This window comes from Bifidobacterium thermophilum (assembly GCF_002846655.1).
Classification (GTDB): Bacteria; Actinomycetota; Actinomycetes; order Actinomycetales; family Bifidobacteriaceae; genus Bifidobacterium; species Bifidobacterium thermophilum.
The window spans coordinates 511825-528175 of the sequence record NZ_PCGX01000010.1 but is presented as its reverse complement, the minus strand read 5'-3'; the positions used below and the strand labels follow the sequence as shown (position 1 = coordinate 528175).

At 61.8% G+C, this 16351-nt stretch carries 9 protein-coding genes; 8 read left to right on the top strand and 1 reads right to left on the bottom strand.

The window, feature by feature from the left end; genetic code table 11:
* The first annotated feature begins 685 nt into the window (after positions 1–685).
* From CQR48_RS07620 to CQR48_RS07585, 8 genes are all read left to right on the top strand, one after another.
* On the top strand, positions 686–4810 hold the full coding sequence (locus CQR48_RS07620; RefSeq protein ID WP_180334586.1) for an LPXTG cell wall anchor domain-containing protein: 4125 nt from the start codon (positions 686–688) through the stop codon (positions 4808–4810).
* A gap of 285 nt (positions 4811–5095) precedes the next feature.
* A complete protein-coding gene (locus tag CQR48_RS07615; RefSeq protein WP_015451064.1) occupies positions 5096–5482 on the top strand; it encodes a Rid family detoxifying hydrolase in 387 nt (128 codons plus the stop codon).
* Between the two features lie 221 nt (positions 5483–5703).
* Positions 5704–7149: an amino acid permease gene (locus tag CQR48_RS07610; RefSeq protein ID WP_101452497.1), complete on the top strand. Its 1446-nt coding sequence runs from the start codon at positions 5704–5706 to the stop codon at positions 7147–7149.
* Between the two features lie 98 nt (positions 7150–7247).
* Positions 7248–9044: an arginine--tRNA ligase gene (gene argS / locus CQR48_RS07605; protein WP_101452496.1), complete on the top strand. Its 1797-nt coding sequence runs from the start codon at positions 7248–7250 to the stop codon at positions 9042–9044.
* Position 9045: 1 nt separating this feature from the next.
* A complete protein-coding gene (locus CQR48_RS07600) occupies positions 9046–10674 on the top strand; it encodes a diaminopimelate decarboxylase family protein (protein ID WP_101452495.1) in 1629 nt (542 codons plus the stop codon).
* Positions 10675–10912: 238 nt separating this feature from the next.
* Positions 10913–12220, top strand: a complete 1308-nt coding sequence (locus CQR48_RS07595; protein WP_101452494.1) for a homoserine dehydrogenase — start codon at positions 10913–10915, stop codon at positions 12218–12220.
* Positions 12221–12364: 144 nt separating this feature from the next.
* Positions 12365–13363, top strand: a complete 999-nt coding sequence (gene thrB / locus CQR48_RS07590; protein WP_101452493.1) for a homoserine kinase — start codon at positions 12365–12367, stop codon at positions 13361–13363.
* A gap of 137 nt (positions 13364–13500) precedes the next feature.
* Complete coding sequence (locus tag CQR48_RS07585) at positions 13501–14976, top strand: Maf family protein (protein WP_101452492.1); 1476 nt, start codon at positions 13501–13503, stop codon at positions 14974–14976.
* 74 nt (positions 14977–15050) lie between these two features.
* On the opposite strand, the gene CQR48_RS07580 is transcribed toward CQR48_RS07585, so the two are convergent.
* A complete protein-coding gene (locus tag CQR48_RS07580; protein WP_033492761.1) occupies positions 15051–15995 on the bottom strand; it encodes an AEC family transporter in 945 nt (314 codons plus the stop codon).
* Between the last annotated feature and the right edge of the window lie 356 nt (positions 15996–16351).

The window sequence follows — 16351 nt, the reverse complement described above, 5'->3', positions numbered from 1 at the left end:
TGCGTTTCCGGCAGCCAGCGAAGACATGAGGGCAAGCTCACCATGCCCTACCACGCCCACGCATGGCAGGTCTGTCGATTGGACTTGCGGGAGAATTCGGCGGATGCCGGGACCTGTGTCTGAACTCCCACGCGAGGTGCGGGAATCCAGTGCGATTCGGTTTCTTACGAGATGATCTCCCATGGGAATGGTTGGAATTCCGCGATTTTTGATAACCGGCGTTGGAGCCGATATCGGGAGAATTCGCCGGATTCGAAAATCTCTGCGATCCCGTGGAATTGCAGAGATATTGAGATTTGACGGGGTGCGGCGGGGCGTGCCGGAGCGTGCGATGGGGGGTGAGCACCGGGTTGTGTCTGGCGGGCGGCTGTATTCCGGCGGGTGTCGTGTCCGGCGTGTGGATATGCTAGGCTGGCGATTGAAGGGTTTTGGCGGCAATGGGGATTGCCGTCCGATTCGCGAATCCGAGCGCCTGCCGGCATATGAGGCTTGAGGGGAGCCAAGTGCGGTTGACGCAGTTCGCGGCGGGCCATGACCGTTCATCTGGTATACGGCGGGGAGCGTGCCGGCACCGGAGAATGCAAGCCCATTGGGGGAATAGTGAAAGCGGCGGCGTTCCGGCGTTGTGCTTTCTGTTGTTTTGGGGGGAATGATGAACCGATTTCGATTCGTCACGATAACAGCGGTGACGTTGGTCATCGCATTGATGACACTTGCCATCTCGCCTGGCATCGCCATGGCGGGCATAGGCTCGCAGGGCGCGGGAATATCCGGATCAGGAGGTCCGCTGCCTGACAATGACGCGTTGTTCCTATTCGATAACAAACAGTATGGTTCCACGCCGGCGCAGGGGTGGGGTGAAGCGTCAATCGACCATGCGTACCAGTCCTTGGTACGCAGTGGGGTGCTGTCCACGTGGGCAGGCAACAAGCCGAAATTCTACGGGTCATGCCGTGATGCGGTGTCGCATGCCATCGCGGATCGCAGCGATGGCGAAGCGACGCAAGCGCGTGTAGTGGGAGTCGCGCTGTCATTGAAGAACAAGAGCCTGTATGGCACCAATCCACGCGATTTCCGCGTGCGTTTCGATAGGAATTGGGGCAGGCTCGCAGCCGACGGTTTGGACAACGACCTCATCGGCTGGGACGGTGGCTGGATCAACCGGCTGCGATACCAGTTCAACGAGCAGATTGAAACGACTGGTCGCGCGTATCCGGCTGGAGTCCAGGTGGTGTGTGTTGCGGCCAACGAATTGCAGCCGACAACACAGTACCCGCTTTCGGTCACTACGCAGCAGCAGGCTCCGGAGGGCATGAGCGTCGGTGACACTGCGCCGGTTCACGACGCCATCGTCACCAATGCAGGCGGTTCGCCAGTCAACGAACAGCTGGATGCACAGATTTTCCTGAATTATGACGGGCATCCCGCTGGCATCCATGCCGCCCGTGCCATCGGCAAAACCATGCGAGTACCGAATGCGGGAACCGGGAAGTCACCGCAGTTCGTGCCTGCTGATTTCGGATGGGACGGCTGGCAGGAAGGCAATTACTGGTTCGACGTCGTCGTGCCGAAGCAAGGATGGATGGCCGCGGGGGTGAATACTGAAGACCGGCAGGCATCCGAAAGCTTCCGCGTCGGGTCGCGAGCCCCGGGTGTCCCAACCAAGAGCATCGACGACGGAGTAAGCGCCGACGGCATGACCAACCGCACGAATATCGTGACGGGAACCGGACGGGGAGGCTATCGCCTTGGCATCGTCGATACGATCACGCCCAGTGACACGTCGTATCAGGTAGGTGGCTATCAGGTTTCCGATATGACGGACGGAACCGATCGCACCGCCGAATTCACCTTCGACTGGAACAGGGACGCCCACACCGTCAGCGCGCAATGGTCCGCAGAGGCGGGCATGCTGCCGCAGGACCATGCCTTCCGTTTCTCATTCGATGTCACGGTCAGCACACCGGGGCACGGATTGGTCAAAGACACCGCCACCGTGCATTGGAATGATGAGCCGGGGCAGAATACTGAGGATCGGCAGTTCCCCACGTGGAAGCCGCAACCGGATACGGTATGGGCGTTGCGCGGTGATGACGGCGAATGGGATGCGGTCATCGACCCCGACCATGGCAATGCGGTCGGAGCCGCCGGACGCTCGCTGCTGGACGGTGACGCCGTGGCAGCCGCCACCAATGCCGTAATCCCGGCTCATCTGGTTGAATCCCCGCAACGTCTGGAGCTGACAACCGGCTGGTCGCAGGCAGATTACCTGTTCGACGCGGACGGTGAATCAGCGGTCCGCGTGTATCAGGCGGATACGGCACACGAGCGGGCGTCTGGCGTGTTCGATATCGCGCGCACGGGCAAGGACGTGACAGGCGAATTCACCATCAGTATCAAAGACGGCACTGCGAGTGCGGTTGCCTCGCAGTCCTACCTCAAATCAGTCCAAGGGCTGGGCTCTCATCGCCAACTCACCTTATTAGTGCCGGGACGAATCAATCTGGCGCACGGCAAGGGCGCGGTCCAGGTGCGTAAGGATTACCAAGCGAAAGACGGGCAGCCCGTGCAATTGTGCTCGCAGACGCAGGGAGCAGCGTTCAGTGCCGATGGATCGCACACGGTTAACGCACATCGTGTCGAGGCGAATAAACCGCCGTTGTGTGCGTACGTGCCTCCCGCGAACAAGCAAGTGCTCGCCCACGCGGTGCACGGCGGAGATCGCGCATCCATCGATCAGACCAAGACGATGCCGGGGCAGCGCGTCACCTATGCGCTCAGTGCAGACATTACTCCGGAAACGGGGCTCGGATATCGGCTCGAGCATGTCGAAGTCGTGGACGAATATGACCAGTACCTCGAACCGGACGAATACAGCGTCATTGTTCGTGACAAGGCGACCGGCACTGTGTTCGGACGGCAGCATTACACCGTGGATTGGGATCGGGGCAATCACAGGTTCCGCATCGTGTTCAACCGTGCCACCATCGATAAAACCTGGAACAACACTCAGACGGCACCCAGATTGCTGGTCGAGTTCGATGGTGTCGTGTCTGAGCATGCCCCGGCGAATCGGCTTATCGGCAACCAGTGGACGCTTGGGCTCAACAACAGTGTGACCCCGTCGAATCGAGTTGTGATCGAGCCGCCGCGCATCACTCCGGAGAAAACCGTGACCCAGGCTGACGCGAGCATCGTCATTGACGGGCGGACCGCCTTGCTGGGGGACACCATCTACTACCGGGTCATGCTTGACGCGTCCGATCTGCAATCCGGCGCCTATGCTGTCCAGCGTCTGGGTGTCATCGACGATTACGACGAACGCTATCTCACCCTTGACACAGACCGTATCAGCATCACAGACGAACAAGGCAACGATTGCACGAAAGCCTTCAACATCCAAGACGTGGGAGGCGTACTCTACGCGTTCTTCGCGACCGTGGACACGGTGGACCGTACGACGGGGCGGGTCATTGCCGCCCGGCAGCCGGATGATCTGAAGGCCTACGCAGCCGCTTCGCTCGACCCGCATGCCGACCCGTTAATCGACCAGCAGGTGCTCGGGCAACGGTACGAGCTCGTGCTGCCGATGACCGTCACCGCGGTTGGCGACGGCGTCACAGTGCGCAACACCGCCACCCAAGTCACCGGAAGCATCCGCACGGATACGCGGACGGTCGTCACGCCATTGCAACCGGTGAATCCGTCGAAAGACGTGGTCATCGCCATGCGTGGGGAGAGCGTCAATGGCGCTGATGTGCCGTTGCACACCACATTCCTGTACCGGCTGGATTCTTCGGACCTACCTGCCAATCGGGCATATGACATCACTTCGTGGAGCATCGATGACGATTATGATGAGCTGCACGACGTGTATCTCGGCCAGTGGGCGGTCGTCGCGCGGCATGACATGGTCATTGACGGCGAGATGATTCCGGCAGGCGATATCATCGAACGGCATCTGGATGGCGAGCTGTCTGGCGGTTCACCGATCGATGCGGTATCTGGCGGGGACGCTACCGACGGCAAGAGCGAACCGCTATTTGACGTCCGTGAGCAATCCGGTACCATGCGCATCGCATTGACGGGGCGGGGCGCACGCGTGCTAGGCGGCCGGGACCATGCAGCGGGATGGACGATGTTCATCCAGATGCAGCGCGTCCTGCCGGGAGAGCGCATCACCAACGGATTCACGGAAACCGTTAATGGGGTCGAACGGACATCCAACGAGGTGTGGACGCGCACCATCCATGAACGTGGGGCGATCGAGCTGGTGAAATTCGATGAGGCCTCAGGCGAGCAGAATGGTGACCGCGACACCGCCGAGCAGGCGCTTGCGATCACCGGGGAGGAAACGACGCTGGTGTTCCGCATTCGCAATGTGGGAGACATTCCGGTGACCGGATTACAGCTGAACGATACCGTCACGACCGGCAAAGCGTCAGTCGGAACATGGCGATATCCGACGGAATGGGACGAATTGGTACTCGAACCCGGGCAATCCGTCGATGTGACCGGCGTGCTCACGGGCGTGGATGGTGACCATGCGGACCATGCCACAGTCACCGCGTCAACGGTGGTGACCTGCCCGTTGGTGGACGACAACCCCTTTGACAATCAACCGGCGGTCAAGCAGGAAGGCATATGCCGGGGCGATACGGTACGCGCCGAGGATTTCTGGTACGGCAGACGAACCGTGCTGGCCAATACCGGCGCGGGATTTGTTCCCGTGGCGGTATTGGGTTCGCTCGCGGCGGCGTCCGCAGCGGGAATGTTTGCCTTGACGGTGATTCGCCGCAGACGCCGGTGACGCCGGTGATGTAGGTGGCGCCGGTGGCACCCGAAACGCCGGGCATTGGCGATTTGCAGTCCGTGCCGGTCCGTCATACGGCGGATCGGCGGGGCGGGCGGAATCGGGATATCAGGGGGTGAAACGGTGACGCTCCCGGCGATCGCGCCGGGAGTACACTGAGCGCCAACGGTCCGGTTCTGCCATGGAACACCCGTGGTCAGGCTGTGTGACAACGCAACCAGACCGTGCCGCCCGGCAATCGCCCGGCGCGCTTCACGACATGTCACAGGGAAGGCAATCCACATGAGCGAACTGATTAAGGTCACATCCGAACATGCTCCGGCCGCGCTTGGTGCATACAGCCAAGCCGTCAAGGCGAACGGCTTCGTCTTCGCCTCCGGGCAGCTTGGGCTCGATCCGGCCACTGGGAAACTTGCGGGTGAAACGGCGGGCGAACAGGCCGCACAGGCGTTGAAGAACATTGTCAATGTGCTTGAAGCCGCGGGAACCGATACTGCGCATGTGGTGCGTGCCACCATCTATATGAAGCATGTCGAGGATTTCCATGAGATCGATGCCGCCTACGCCGCGGTGTTCAACGGCGACATCAAGCCGGCGCGTGTGGCGTTCGGCGGCAATGATCTGCCTGCCGGTGCGCTGGTGGAAATCGACGCCATCGCCGCGCTGTAACACGTCGCGGTCATCACACGCCGTTGAGGTGTTCGGGCGTTCTCCCGCCCGGACGCTACGGTGGTGACGTAGAGCACCCGGACATGATAGGGGATGGCGGACGAGTATGGATATCGCCCGCTGTATTCGCCAGAACACCGTAAACAGGAGCATCAGGCAGAACCGTGACAACCAAACGTGAACCCGCATTGCGACACACCGTAGACGAATCTGTCCATACGATGGATGCGCCGGAGCATGCCGGTCGGAGCGGTTCTCCCGCCCAAGACACCCAGCTTGAACGCAATATGGAATCACGCCATCTGACGATGATTTCGCTCGGTGGGGTTATCGGCACCGGCCTGTTCCTCAGCTCCGGGTACACAATCCACCAGGCGGGGCCGCTTGGTGCCATCCTCGCGTACCTCATCGGTTCGGTGTTGGTCTACTGCGTGATGCTTTCACTGGGTGAACTTTCGGTCGCCATGCCATACGCCGGCAGCTTCCACTTGTACGCACGCCGGTTCATCGGGCCGGGCACCGCGTTCACCATCGCTATCCTGTACTGGCTCAACTGGGCGGTGGCGCTCGCCTCGGAATTCACGGCGGCCGGACTGCTCATGCAGCGGTGGTTCCCGCACTCGCCCGCATGGGTGTGGAGCGCCCTGTTCATCCTTGTGGTGTTCACACTGAATATTCTGTCCGTGAGACTCTACGGCGAATCGGAATTCTGGTTTGCCAGCATCAAGGTGTTCGCCATCGTTGCGTTCATCGTCATCGGATTGCTGGCGATATTCGGCATCATCCCGATCACGGGGTACAGCCATGCCCCATTGTTCTCGAACTATTACCGTTCCGGTTGGTTCCCCAACGGGGTCCTGCCGGTGTTCTCCACGCTGCTGACCGTCGTGTTCGCTTTCTCTGGCACTGAAGTCGTCGGCGTCGCCGCGGGGGAGACCAAAGACCCTGATACGGCGATTCCGAAAGCCGTGCACACCACGGTGTTGCGCCTGACGATTTTCTTTATCGGTTCAATCGCCGTGATGGCGGCGCTCATCCCGTGGAAACAGTCGGGCGTGGATACCAGCCCGTTCGTGTTGGTGTTCCAGAGCATCGGCATGCCATTCGCCGGCGACGTCATGAACTTCGTCGTGTTGACCGCGGTGCTGTCCGCCGCGAACTCCGGACTGTACGTCTGCTCGCGCATGGTGTGGTCGCTGGCCAAGGAACGGATGATTCCGCAGGTCCTCGCGAAAACGAATTTCCATGGGGTCCCGGTTTTCGCCGTCTTGGTCAGTCTCGCAGGTGGTCTGCTTGCCCTGCTGTCTAGCGTGGTCGCCGCCTCGACGGTCTATCTTGCCCTCGTGGCGATTTCCGGTTTGGCGACTTTAGCCGTCTGGATGTCGGTGGCGGTGTGCCATATCCTCTTTCGCCGCGAACTCAAGCGTTCCGGCAAAACCGTGGATTCGCTCGCCTACCATGCCCCCGGCTACCCGGCAGTGCCGATCATCGCGATAGTCATGTGCCTGTTCGCGTTGGTCCTGGTGGTCGCCGACCCGTCGCAACGCTCCACGCTGCTGTACATGATTCCCTTCGTCGCCCTGTGCTATGGCGTGTACTATCTGCGGGCGCGCCTGACGCGCGGTAGCGACCGGCATGACGAGGAAAACATCCCGGACGTCGTCTGAGGGCCCGGCCTGTCGATTGTCCGCGATGGCCACGCTCACATGCGCGATGACGACGGTTGCGGCGGCACTTGGCCAACGCCCTCGCTAGACTTTGAAGAATGAATCCAGAAGCGCTCAGTGAACTCATTTCCCATATTGCCCATGATCTGGTCGCCGCCGGTGAAGCTGGCAGCTTGACCGAAGATCTCATCCCGCCGGTCGAGAAATTCGCGGTCATGCGCCCCAAGGACCGCAGCCACGGCGACTGGGCGTCGAACGCCGCCATGCAACTGGCCAAGAAGGCGGGTATGAAGCCGCGCGATCTGGCCCAGCTGTTCGCCGCGCGCCTGCAATCGGCAGACGGCATTGCCGCCGTCGAGGTCGCCGGCCCCGGCTTCATCAACATCACGCTTGACTCCGCATCAGCCGCGGCGATCGTGGACGCCGTCCTCGCGCAGGGCGCGCAGTTCGGACGCAACAATCACCTGTCTGGCCAGACGCTCAACCTTGAATTCGTCTCTGCGAACCCCACCGGCCCGATCCATATCGGCGGCACCCGTTGGGCGGCAGTCGGCGACTCTATGGCCCGCGTGCTCGAAGCTAACGGAGCCAAAGTCATTCGTGAATACTATTTCAACGACCACGGTGAGCAGATCAACCGCTTCGCCAAGTCCCTGGTCGCCGCGGCCCACGGCGAACAAACCCCGGCAGACGGCTACAAGGGCGCCTATATCGACGAAATCGCCCAGCGTGTGATCGAAGAGGCGAAAGCCGATGGCGTGGATATCCTGGCCCTGCCGCGTGTCGACGGCGGCAAGAACGAAGACGGCGAGCCGCTCGGCGAAGGCGATTCCGAACAGCGCGAGGAGTTCCGCAAGCGTGCGGTCCCGATGATGTTCGCTGAAATCCAGGAATCCATGAAGAACTTCCGCGTGCATTTCGACGTGTGGTTCCACGAAAACAGCTTGTATCAGGACGGCGAGGTCGAGCGTGCGATCGCCAAGCTGCGCGAACAGGGCGACATCTTCGAAAAAGATGGCGCAACCTGGTTCGCCTCCACCAAGCACGGCGATGACAAGGATCGCGTCATCATCAAATCCGACGGCAACTACGCGTATTTCGCAGCCGACATCGCCTACTACTACAACAAGCGTCACCGCAAGACCGACCCGGCTGACGTGGCCATCTACATGCTGGGCGCCGACCATCACGGCTATATTGGCCGTATGATGGCCATGTGCGCGGCTTTCGGTGACAAGCCGGGCGTCAACATGCAGATCCTCATCGGTCAGCTGGTCAACGTGATGAAGGATGGCAAGGCCGTGCGCATGTCCAAGCGCGCCGGCAACGTCGTCACCATCGACGATCTGGTCGATGCAATCGGCGTGGACGCCTCCCGTTATTCGCTCGCCCGCACCGATTACAACACGAGCGTGGACATCGACCTCAACCTCCTGGCCTCCCACAGCAACGACAACCCGGTGTACTACGTGCAGTACGCGCATGCCCGCAGCTGCAATGTGGACCGTAATGCGGCCGAGGCACGGATCGACCCGACCACCGCCGACCTCGCTCTGCTGGACACCGAAACCGACGGCGAAGTGCTCGCCGCGCTCGCCCAGTGGCCTGCCGCGCTCGCCCAGGCCGGCGATTTGCGTGCCCCGCACCGCATCGCCCACTATCTCGAGGAACTCGCCGCCGCATACCACAAGTGGTACAACATCGAACGCGTCGTACCGATGCCGCTGACCGACCTCGAAGAGCGCAAACCCGAAGCTGAACGCGAAGCGCTGCGTATTGCCAAGAACCCCGAACCGGCACGCGCCGCCGCGCGTCTGAAGCTCAATGACGCTGTCCGTACCGTCATCGCCGCAGGCCTTGATCTGCTGGGTGTCAGCGCACCGGAGAAGATGTGATATGACTGAATCCAACACGCCAACCACGCCAACTGCAGGACTGGGCCAGGTATGGCCGGCAGGCTGCTCAATCGACGGTGACGGCGCCCTGACTTTCCACGGCCGCAGCGCGCAATCCCTGCTCGACGAGTTCGGCTCGCCGCTGTACGTGATGGACACCGATGACATCGATGCCCGCGCGCATCACTTCGTTCATGCGGCCGCCACTGCGTTCTCCAACGCCACAACCCACGTGAGCTTCGCCGCCAAGGCGTTCATGTCCAAGGAAGTGCTGCGACTGGTGACGAACGCCGGCATGCTGGTCGACACTTGCACGATGGGCGAGATGCGCATCGCGCTCGCTGCGGGTGTTCCCGGGCGTCGTCTCGTGCTTCACGGCAACAACAAGTCGGACGAGGAAATCGAACTCGCCATCCGCGGGGGCTTCGCGAGGATTGTGGTCGACGCCCCGGACGAACCCGCACGCATCGCGCGCATCGCCCATCGCTTGGGCAAAACCGCACGCGTCATGCTGCGCGTCACCACCGGCATCCACGCCGGCGGCCACGAATACATCTCCACCGCGCACGAGGACCAGAAATTCGGTATGTCCCTGCTGCCTGCCGGCACCGATCCGTCCGCGCTTAAGGTACTCGACGACCTTATCGCACAGGAGGACGCACACACGCCAAGCCGCGCGGACGCCACAGCGCCCGCCGGCCAGGACACCCATACGGTGGGACACAGCGGGCAACGCGATCTGCAATACGATATGCGCTCGCCCTACGACCTCGACGCATCCGGCATCAGCAAGCAAGACGCCGCGCTCGCCGAGGCCATGGACCTGGTCGCCCGCGGTCCTGCGCTCGCCGTGCTGAAGGATCTGTACCGGTATCCCGGCGATCTGGAACTCGTCGGCATCCATTCGCATATCGGTTCGCAGATCCATGACGCGAACGCGTTCATCGAGGCGGCCAAGCGCATGATGCTGCTGCGCAAGACCTTCTATGCGACCGACGCCTACACGCTGCCGGAAGTCGATTTGGGCGGCGGGTATTCGGTGGCGTACACCGAAGGCGAGGATTCGATGGACATCGACTTGGAGCTGGGACGTCTCGCTTCGGCGGTCACCGCCATCAACCGTGCGCTCGGCATGCCCATGCCGGTCATCTCCTTCGAACCGGGACGCTGGATTGTCGCCCCGACCTGTGTGACCCTGTACCGCGTCGGCGCCATCAAGCACGTAGGTTTGCCCGAAGGCACCACAGCGAAGGACGGCTCGCCGATTACCGAACGCACCTACGTGTCGGTGGACGGCGGCATGAGTGACAACATCCGCCCGGCGTTGTACGACGCGGATTACACGGCTCGCGTGGCCAACCGGCGGGGGAGCGCCGACACCATGCTGTCGCGCGTGGTCGGCATCCACTGCGAATCCGGCGACATCCTCGTGTACGAGTGCCAGTTGCCGGCGGACCTCAAGCGTGGCGACATTCTCGCCGTCCCCGTGACCGGCGCGTATGGCAGAACGATGGCCAGCAACTACAACCAGGCGCTGTTCCCCGCGGTGGTGGCGGTCAGCTCGTCCGGGGCACATGTGATGCTTCGCCGCCAGACCATCGACGATCTGCTCGGCTACGACCTGGGCTGACATCGGATTGTCATCGGGAGCGTATGAGGGCCGCATCGACCGTGGAGGTCGGCGCGGCCCTCGTTGTAATCGCGGTTCGTGAATGGTGTCCGGCTGCGGTGTGATCCACAGGTCGCATGGCACGCATATTCGGCGAAACGTCAGCTTGTCCCGGTACCATGGGCAAGGATGATGACGACGCATCGCGGCCCCGCCTGCATCTGGTGCAGTGGCTGCGAGCTCACGGGAAGGATCCACTGTGGTACAAGACAATCAAGCCCCCATTCGCATTGCGTTGCTTGGCGCGGGAACCGTCGGCTCGCAGACCGCACGTCTGCTGGTCGAGCAGCATGACGAGCTGGTCCACCGCATCGGCCGCGACTATAGGATCGTCGGCATCGCCACGCTTGACCCGGTCAGCGACCCGTGGATCGACCAGTCCCTGCTCACCCGTGATACTGCGGAGCTGTGCACCCGCGCCGATATCGTCATCGAGCTGATTGGCGGCATCGAGCCGGCACGCACCTTCGTGCTCAAGGCCATCGAATCCGGCGCTTCGGTCATAACCGCCAACAAGGCGCTGCTTGCCAAGCACGGTCAGGAAATCTACAAGGCCGCACGGGAGCACGGCGTCGACATCTTCTTCGAAGCCGCGGTCGGCGGGGCAATCCCGATTGTGCGCCCTCTGCGCGAATCCTTCGCAGGTGACAAGATCAACAGCATGCTGGGCATCGTCAACGGCACCACGAACTACATCCTCGACGAGATGACCACCAAGGGCCTCGACTTCGACGTGGCGTTGCATCAGGCGCAGGAGAAGGGTTACGCCGAGGCGGACCCGACCGGTGACATCGAAGGCTATGACGCCGCGAACAAGGCCGCCATCATGGCGACGCTCGCATTCCACACCCAGGTCGGCATCGACGACGTATCCGTCGAAGGCATCACCAAGATCGCAGCGGCCGATATCGCCGCTGCGACCGCCGAACACAAGGTCATCAAGCTGCTCGCCGTCGTCGAGCACAATGAAGCCGGTGTGTCCGCACGCGTCTACCCAGCCCTCATCAATGAAAACCACCCGCTCGCCTCCGTGCATGGCAGCTTCAACGCCGTGTTCATCAAGGCTAAGGAAGCCGACGACATCATGCTGTACGGCCGTGGCGCAGGCGGCGCGCCTACCGCTTCCGCCGTTGTCGGCGACGTGGTGATGGCCGCGCGCAACATCGTGTCCGGCACCACCGCGACCGGTATCCAGACGTACAACACCCTGCCGCTTGCCCCGGCGGATGCGTCCAAGGCCGCATTCGCCGTGCGTTTCCTCATCCACGACAAGCCGGGTGTGCTCGCCTCGATCGCCGAGGAATTCGCGAACCACGGCATCTCCATCAACGGTGTGAACCAAGACCTCCAGCCCACACAGCATGATCCGGGCTATTCGGGCGAGCTGCAGCAGCTGCGCATCGTCACCCATCTGTGCGACGAGGTCACGCTGCGCAAGACGGTGGACGCCGTATGCAAGCTCGAATGCGTCTCCGGCGAGCCGTCCATCCTGCGCGTGCTCGACTGAACCGAAACCGCGCAATCCGCGGCGCCGATGCCGGCTGATCGTGACTTCACGGCGGCCGGTATCCGGGACTTACCACAACCAACGCACAACCGACAATCGGCGGAACAGTCGGCACGCATGCCCACTGCCCGCGGAAGGATGACCATGATCCCCGTAGCCAAGCAAGTCCATGTCCAGGTACCGGCGACCAGCGCGAATCTGGGGTCCGGATTCGACACCATCGGCCTGGCGCTCAACTATTACGACGAGCTGACCTTCACATTGAAGGACGATACCAACGACCATAGCGTCACCGTGCTCATCGACGGCGAGGGGGAAGACACGCTGCCGCGCGACGAAACGAATCTCGTGGTCTCCACCTTCCGTAAAGCGTGCAACACGCTTGGATTGGAAAGACTCGGTTTCACGCTTGAAGCGCATAATCGCATTCCGCAGGCGCGAGGCATGGGGTCATCCGCCGAGGCGATTGTGGCCGGCATCTCCGCCGCCGCGGCATTCGCCCAAGAAGGCGACCTCAATCGTGACGCGGTGTTTGAGCTGGCCGCCACCATTGAAGGTCATCCCGACAACGTTGCCCCGGCAGTGTACGGCGGTTTGACGGTGTCTTGGGATTACCAGACACCGGAAGGCGTCGGCTCCACCCGCGTGCCGGGCGGTGAGCCGCTCTCCGGCGGATTCCATACCGTGAACTATCCGGTCAGCGAGAACATCCACGCTTCTGTGTTCGTGCCGGACTACGAACTGTCCACTGAAAAGGCACGTCAGGCGCTGCCCGCATCCGTGCCCTACCGTGACGCGGTGTTCAACGTGTCCCGCGTCGGCCTGCTGCCGGGGGCCATGAATCCTGGTGTGCTTCACGGCAGCCTTGACGCGAACGCCGTTTTGTTCAGCGCCACCCAGGATCGCCTTCACCAGCCGTACCGCAAGGACCTTATGGCCCCCTCGTGGGAGCTGATCGAGTCGTTGCGCGACCACGGCTATGCTGCGGCGGTGTCCGGAGCAGGTCCGTGCGTGCTGGTGTTGCATGATGGCGACGCCCGCGCCGACATCGAACGGATTGCCGGCGATCAGCTGGCTTCCGGACATTGGCGCGTACTGCATCTGACGGTCAACACCACTGGAGTGACTGTTCGGCGCAGCTAATCTGGCACCGCGCCCAACGCCGTGTCCGGCCTGTCGTGGCATGCACCAGTCACGACGACAGAACGGCGGGATGCGCTTGGGGAATACGTGCACACTTGGAGGCGGCTTCGGCGCCAATCGAATCGGAGGTATGAACAATGACGATATCGATCATTCTGGCTTCCCAATCCAAGCCCCGACGTGACGTGCTGTACGCCGCCGGGATCTGCCCGACCATCAAGGTCTCGCATGTTGACGAGCCTGCCGCGTTGGAACAGGCTGCCAGCAAGCTCAGCGTGCCCGTTGAGCGGCTTGATGTCGGCCACCGTGTCGCCATCCTCGCCCGTGCAAAGGCGAATGTGGTCTACGAAGCGTACCGAGCGGTCGCTGACACATCAAAGGCGGCAAGAGGCGAGCGCGTAATCGCTTACCCGCTTGAAGCCGAAGAGGTGCGCGTGCAACGTCGTGCGGATGAAGAACTCTCCGCTGACGCAACTGAAGCTCCTGCCGTATCAGGATCATCTGACGTGGGTACGGGACAACCTGCTTCGGTGGCCTCAAGCGCCATTACCCGCGATTTTTCCGGTATCACCCCGCCTACTCGTGTCGAACCGATTGACACGCCGGTCAATGGCAGTGAGGGGCTGAACGGTTCCGGCCCTGGCCCGTTGATTGTCGGTTGTGATTCGATGTTCCTGTTCGATGGTGAATGCTATGGCAAGCCGCATGACGAAGCTACGGCACGGGAACGCCTCCGCCGTATGCGCGGGCGCAGCGGGGAGCTGTGGACCGGTCATTGCGTCATCGATTTCGCCACTGGCCGGGCGGTACAGGATGCGAGCCGTGCGGTCGTGTATTTCGGCGATTACACCGATGAGGACATTGAACGCTACATCGCCACCGGCGAGCCACTTGAGGTAGCCGGGTCGTTCACATTGGAGGGTTTCGGCGGCGCGTTCATCGACCGGATCGATGGCGACCCGCATGGTGTCATCGGCATCAGCCTGCCGTTGCTGCGTCGTCTCGTCAGCAAACTCGATATCAGCTGGACGGATCTGTGGAATGTCAAGCCGCACGCCCCGAATCCGGAAGAACTTGACCAGCACCCCGGCAGCACCCCGCCTCCGGTGGAGAACGTGCACCAGCCCGGTGACGGTTGGGTTTCCTGCGCATGCGGACGCCGGCATTGGGGTACGCACGGTGCCGCGGGAATCCTGCTCGCTCGGCGGGATGCCGCGGGCGAGGTCACGCACGTGGCCATGCAACATCGCGCCAAGTGGAGCGCGGAAGGCGGCACTTGGGGCATTCCGGGCGGCGCAATCGCCGACAATGAAACACCGATCGAAGGGGCGTTGCGCGAGAGCTTTGAAGAAGCGAACATCACTCCGCAAGATATCGAGGTGGTCGGCTCTTACCGCGAGGACCATGGCCCGTGGGCGTACACCACGGTGTTCGCCTTCGAAAAGCCCGGTCATGAGGTGCATCTGCGGGCGAACGACGATGAAAGCATGGAAATCGCCTGGATTCCGATTGGCGAAGTGACCGACCGTAAACTCCTGACCGCGATGCGCACCGATTGGCAACGCTTCTCAGACCGTCTGCGCATCCTGTCCGCCGCCAACCGAGGCCGCTGACGCCCCTCCCGCAAGAACTGGGACTGGGGCGTCAGCAGAGTCCAAGCCAGCAGCAGAGTCGAAGCCGCCAGGGTTCAGGACAGCAGCGCGGCCACGATTGCGATGAAGATCGGGCTGGTCAGCGTACTGAGCAGGATGCCGTCGCGCGCGAAGGTGAGTCCCACGTTGTACCGCGCCGCATAGTTGTACACGTTCTGGCCGGTTGGCAGGGCCGCGAGCACCACGCACGCGTACAGGGTCGCGCCGCGGAAGCCCATCACGTAGTACGACAGCAGGAACGCGATAATTGGCATGACGATATTCTTCAGCACTGCGACGGTGACGGTCGCCGGCACATCGCTCTTGTTCTGCATCGGCTTGGTGCCATGCAACGACATGCCGAAAGCCATGAGGATCATCGGCACCGCGGATTCGCCGATCATGTTGATTGGGTCGTAAATGAAGTCAGGGATGATGAAATGCCCGGTTTTCGCGGTGATCGCCGAGACGATGATGCCACCGAGCGACCCGATGAGCAGTGGCTGGTGCAACGGCTGCGACAGAATGCGTTTCATGGACACCTCGCCCTTGGTGGTCACATCCAGCACGGTCAGTGCCACAGGGGTGAAAATCGCTTGCTGCATGACCAGAATCGGAGCGACCAGTGCGGGATTTCCGAGAATGTATGTGGCGATCGGCAGGCCGATATTGTTCGAGTTGAGGTAGAGCGAGTTGAGCGCGCCGATGGTCGCGTCCGCGGCCTTCATGTGGAAGAACAGCCGGTTGAGGATCAGGAACACCAGTCCGACCAGCATGGCTGAGAAGAACGCCACGAAAATCGAGGAGTGGAAAATCGCGAAAATCTTCTCTTTGGACAGGATTGCGAACATCAGGCAGGGGCTGGAAATGAAGAAGCTGAACCTGTTGAGCACCATCTGCGCGTTCGACCCGCCGATCTGCATGCGGGCGGCCACATACCCGACTGCGATCACGATGCCGATCACGCAGAATCCTTCCATGGCGCTCAGTAAACCTGGCATTCCCACCTCTCCTCGTCTTGATGTTTGTCCTGTCCGATGCTCCAAGCCTTGCGGCCAGCATGTCCGCTATCCGGACACGGTTGCGATACCGGTTCCGCGTTTCGCATGGTAAGCGTCGTCGGCGACGATGGCCTTCTGGCGTGCGTCTCGACTCCAGTATCCGTCTTTGCGGTGTGACGCGCGTCCATGGTCTCGTATCACGGGCATCGCCGGCAGGACACCCGTAAACGCACTGAAAAACGGGAATCTGAGACATTCCGTGCGGGTATCCATGACCTTTGCGATGATGAGACATGACGAAATAGGCGGGTATTGGCGATGGCGTGGGTTGCGAGGCGCGCATGCCGGTCTTCCCG

Bases quoted from the DNA above. Each gene is read 5' to 3' on its own strand.
- CQR48_RS07615 (WP_015451064.1), top strand. From the start codon at position 5,096: ATGAGCGAACTGATTAAGGTCACATCCGAACATGCTCCGGCCGCGCTT.
- CQR48_RS07610 (WP_101452497.1), top strand. From the start codon at position 5,704: ATGGATGCGCCGGAGCATGCCGGTCGGAGCGGTTCTCCCGCCCAAGAC.
- argS (WP_101452496.1), top strand. From the start codon at position 7,248: ATGAATCCAGAAGCGCTCAGTGAACTCATTTCCCATATTGCCCATGAT.
- CQR48_RS07600 (WP_101452495.1), top strand. From the start codon at position 9,046: ATGACTGAATCCAACACGCCAACCACGCCAACTGCAGGACTGGGCCAG.
- thrB (WP_101452493.1), top strand. From the start codon at position 12,365: ATGATCCCCGTAGCCAAGCAAGTCCATGTCCAGGTACCGGCGACCAGC.
- CQR48_RS07585 (WP_101452492.1), top strand. From the start codon at position 13,501: ATGACGATATCGATCATTCTGGCTTCCCAATCCAAGCCCCGACGTGAC.
- CQR48_RS07580 (WP_033492761.1), bottom strand. From the start codon at position 15,995: ATGCCAGGTTTACTGAGCGCCATGGAAGGATTCTGCGTGATCGGCATC.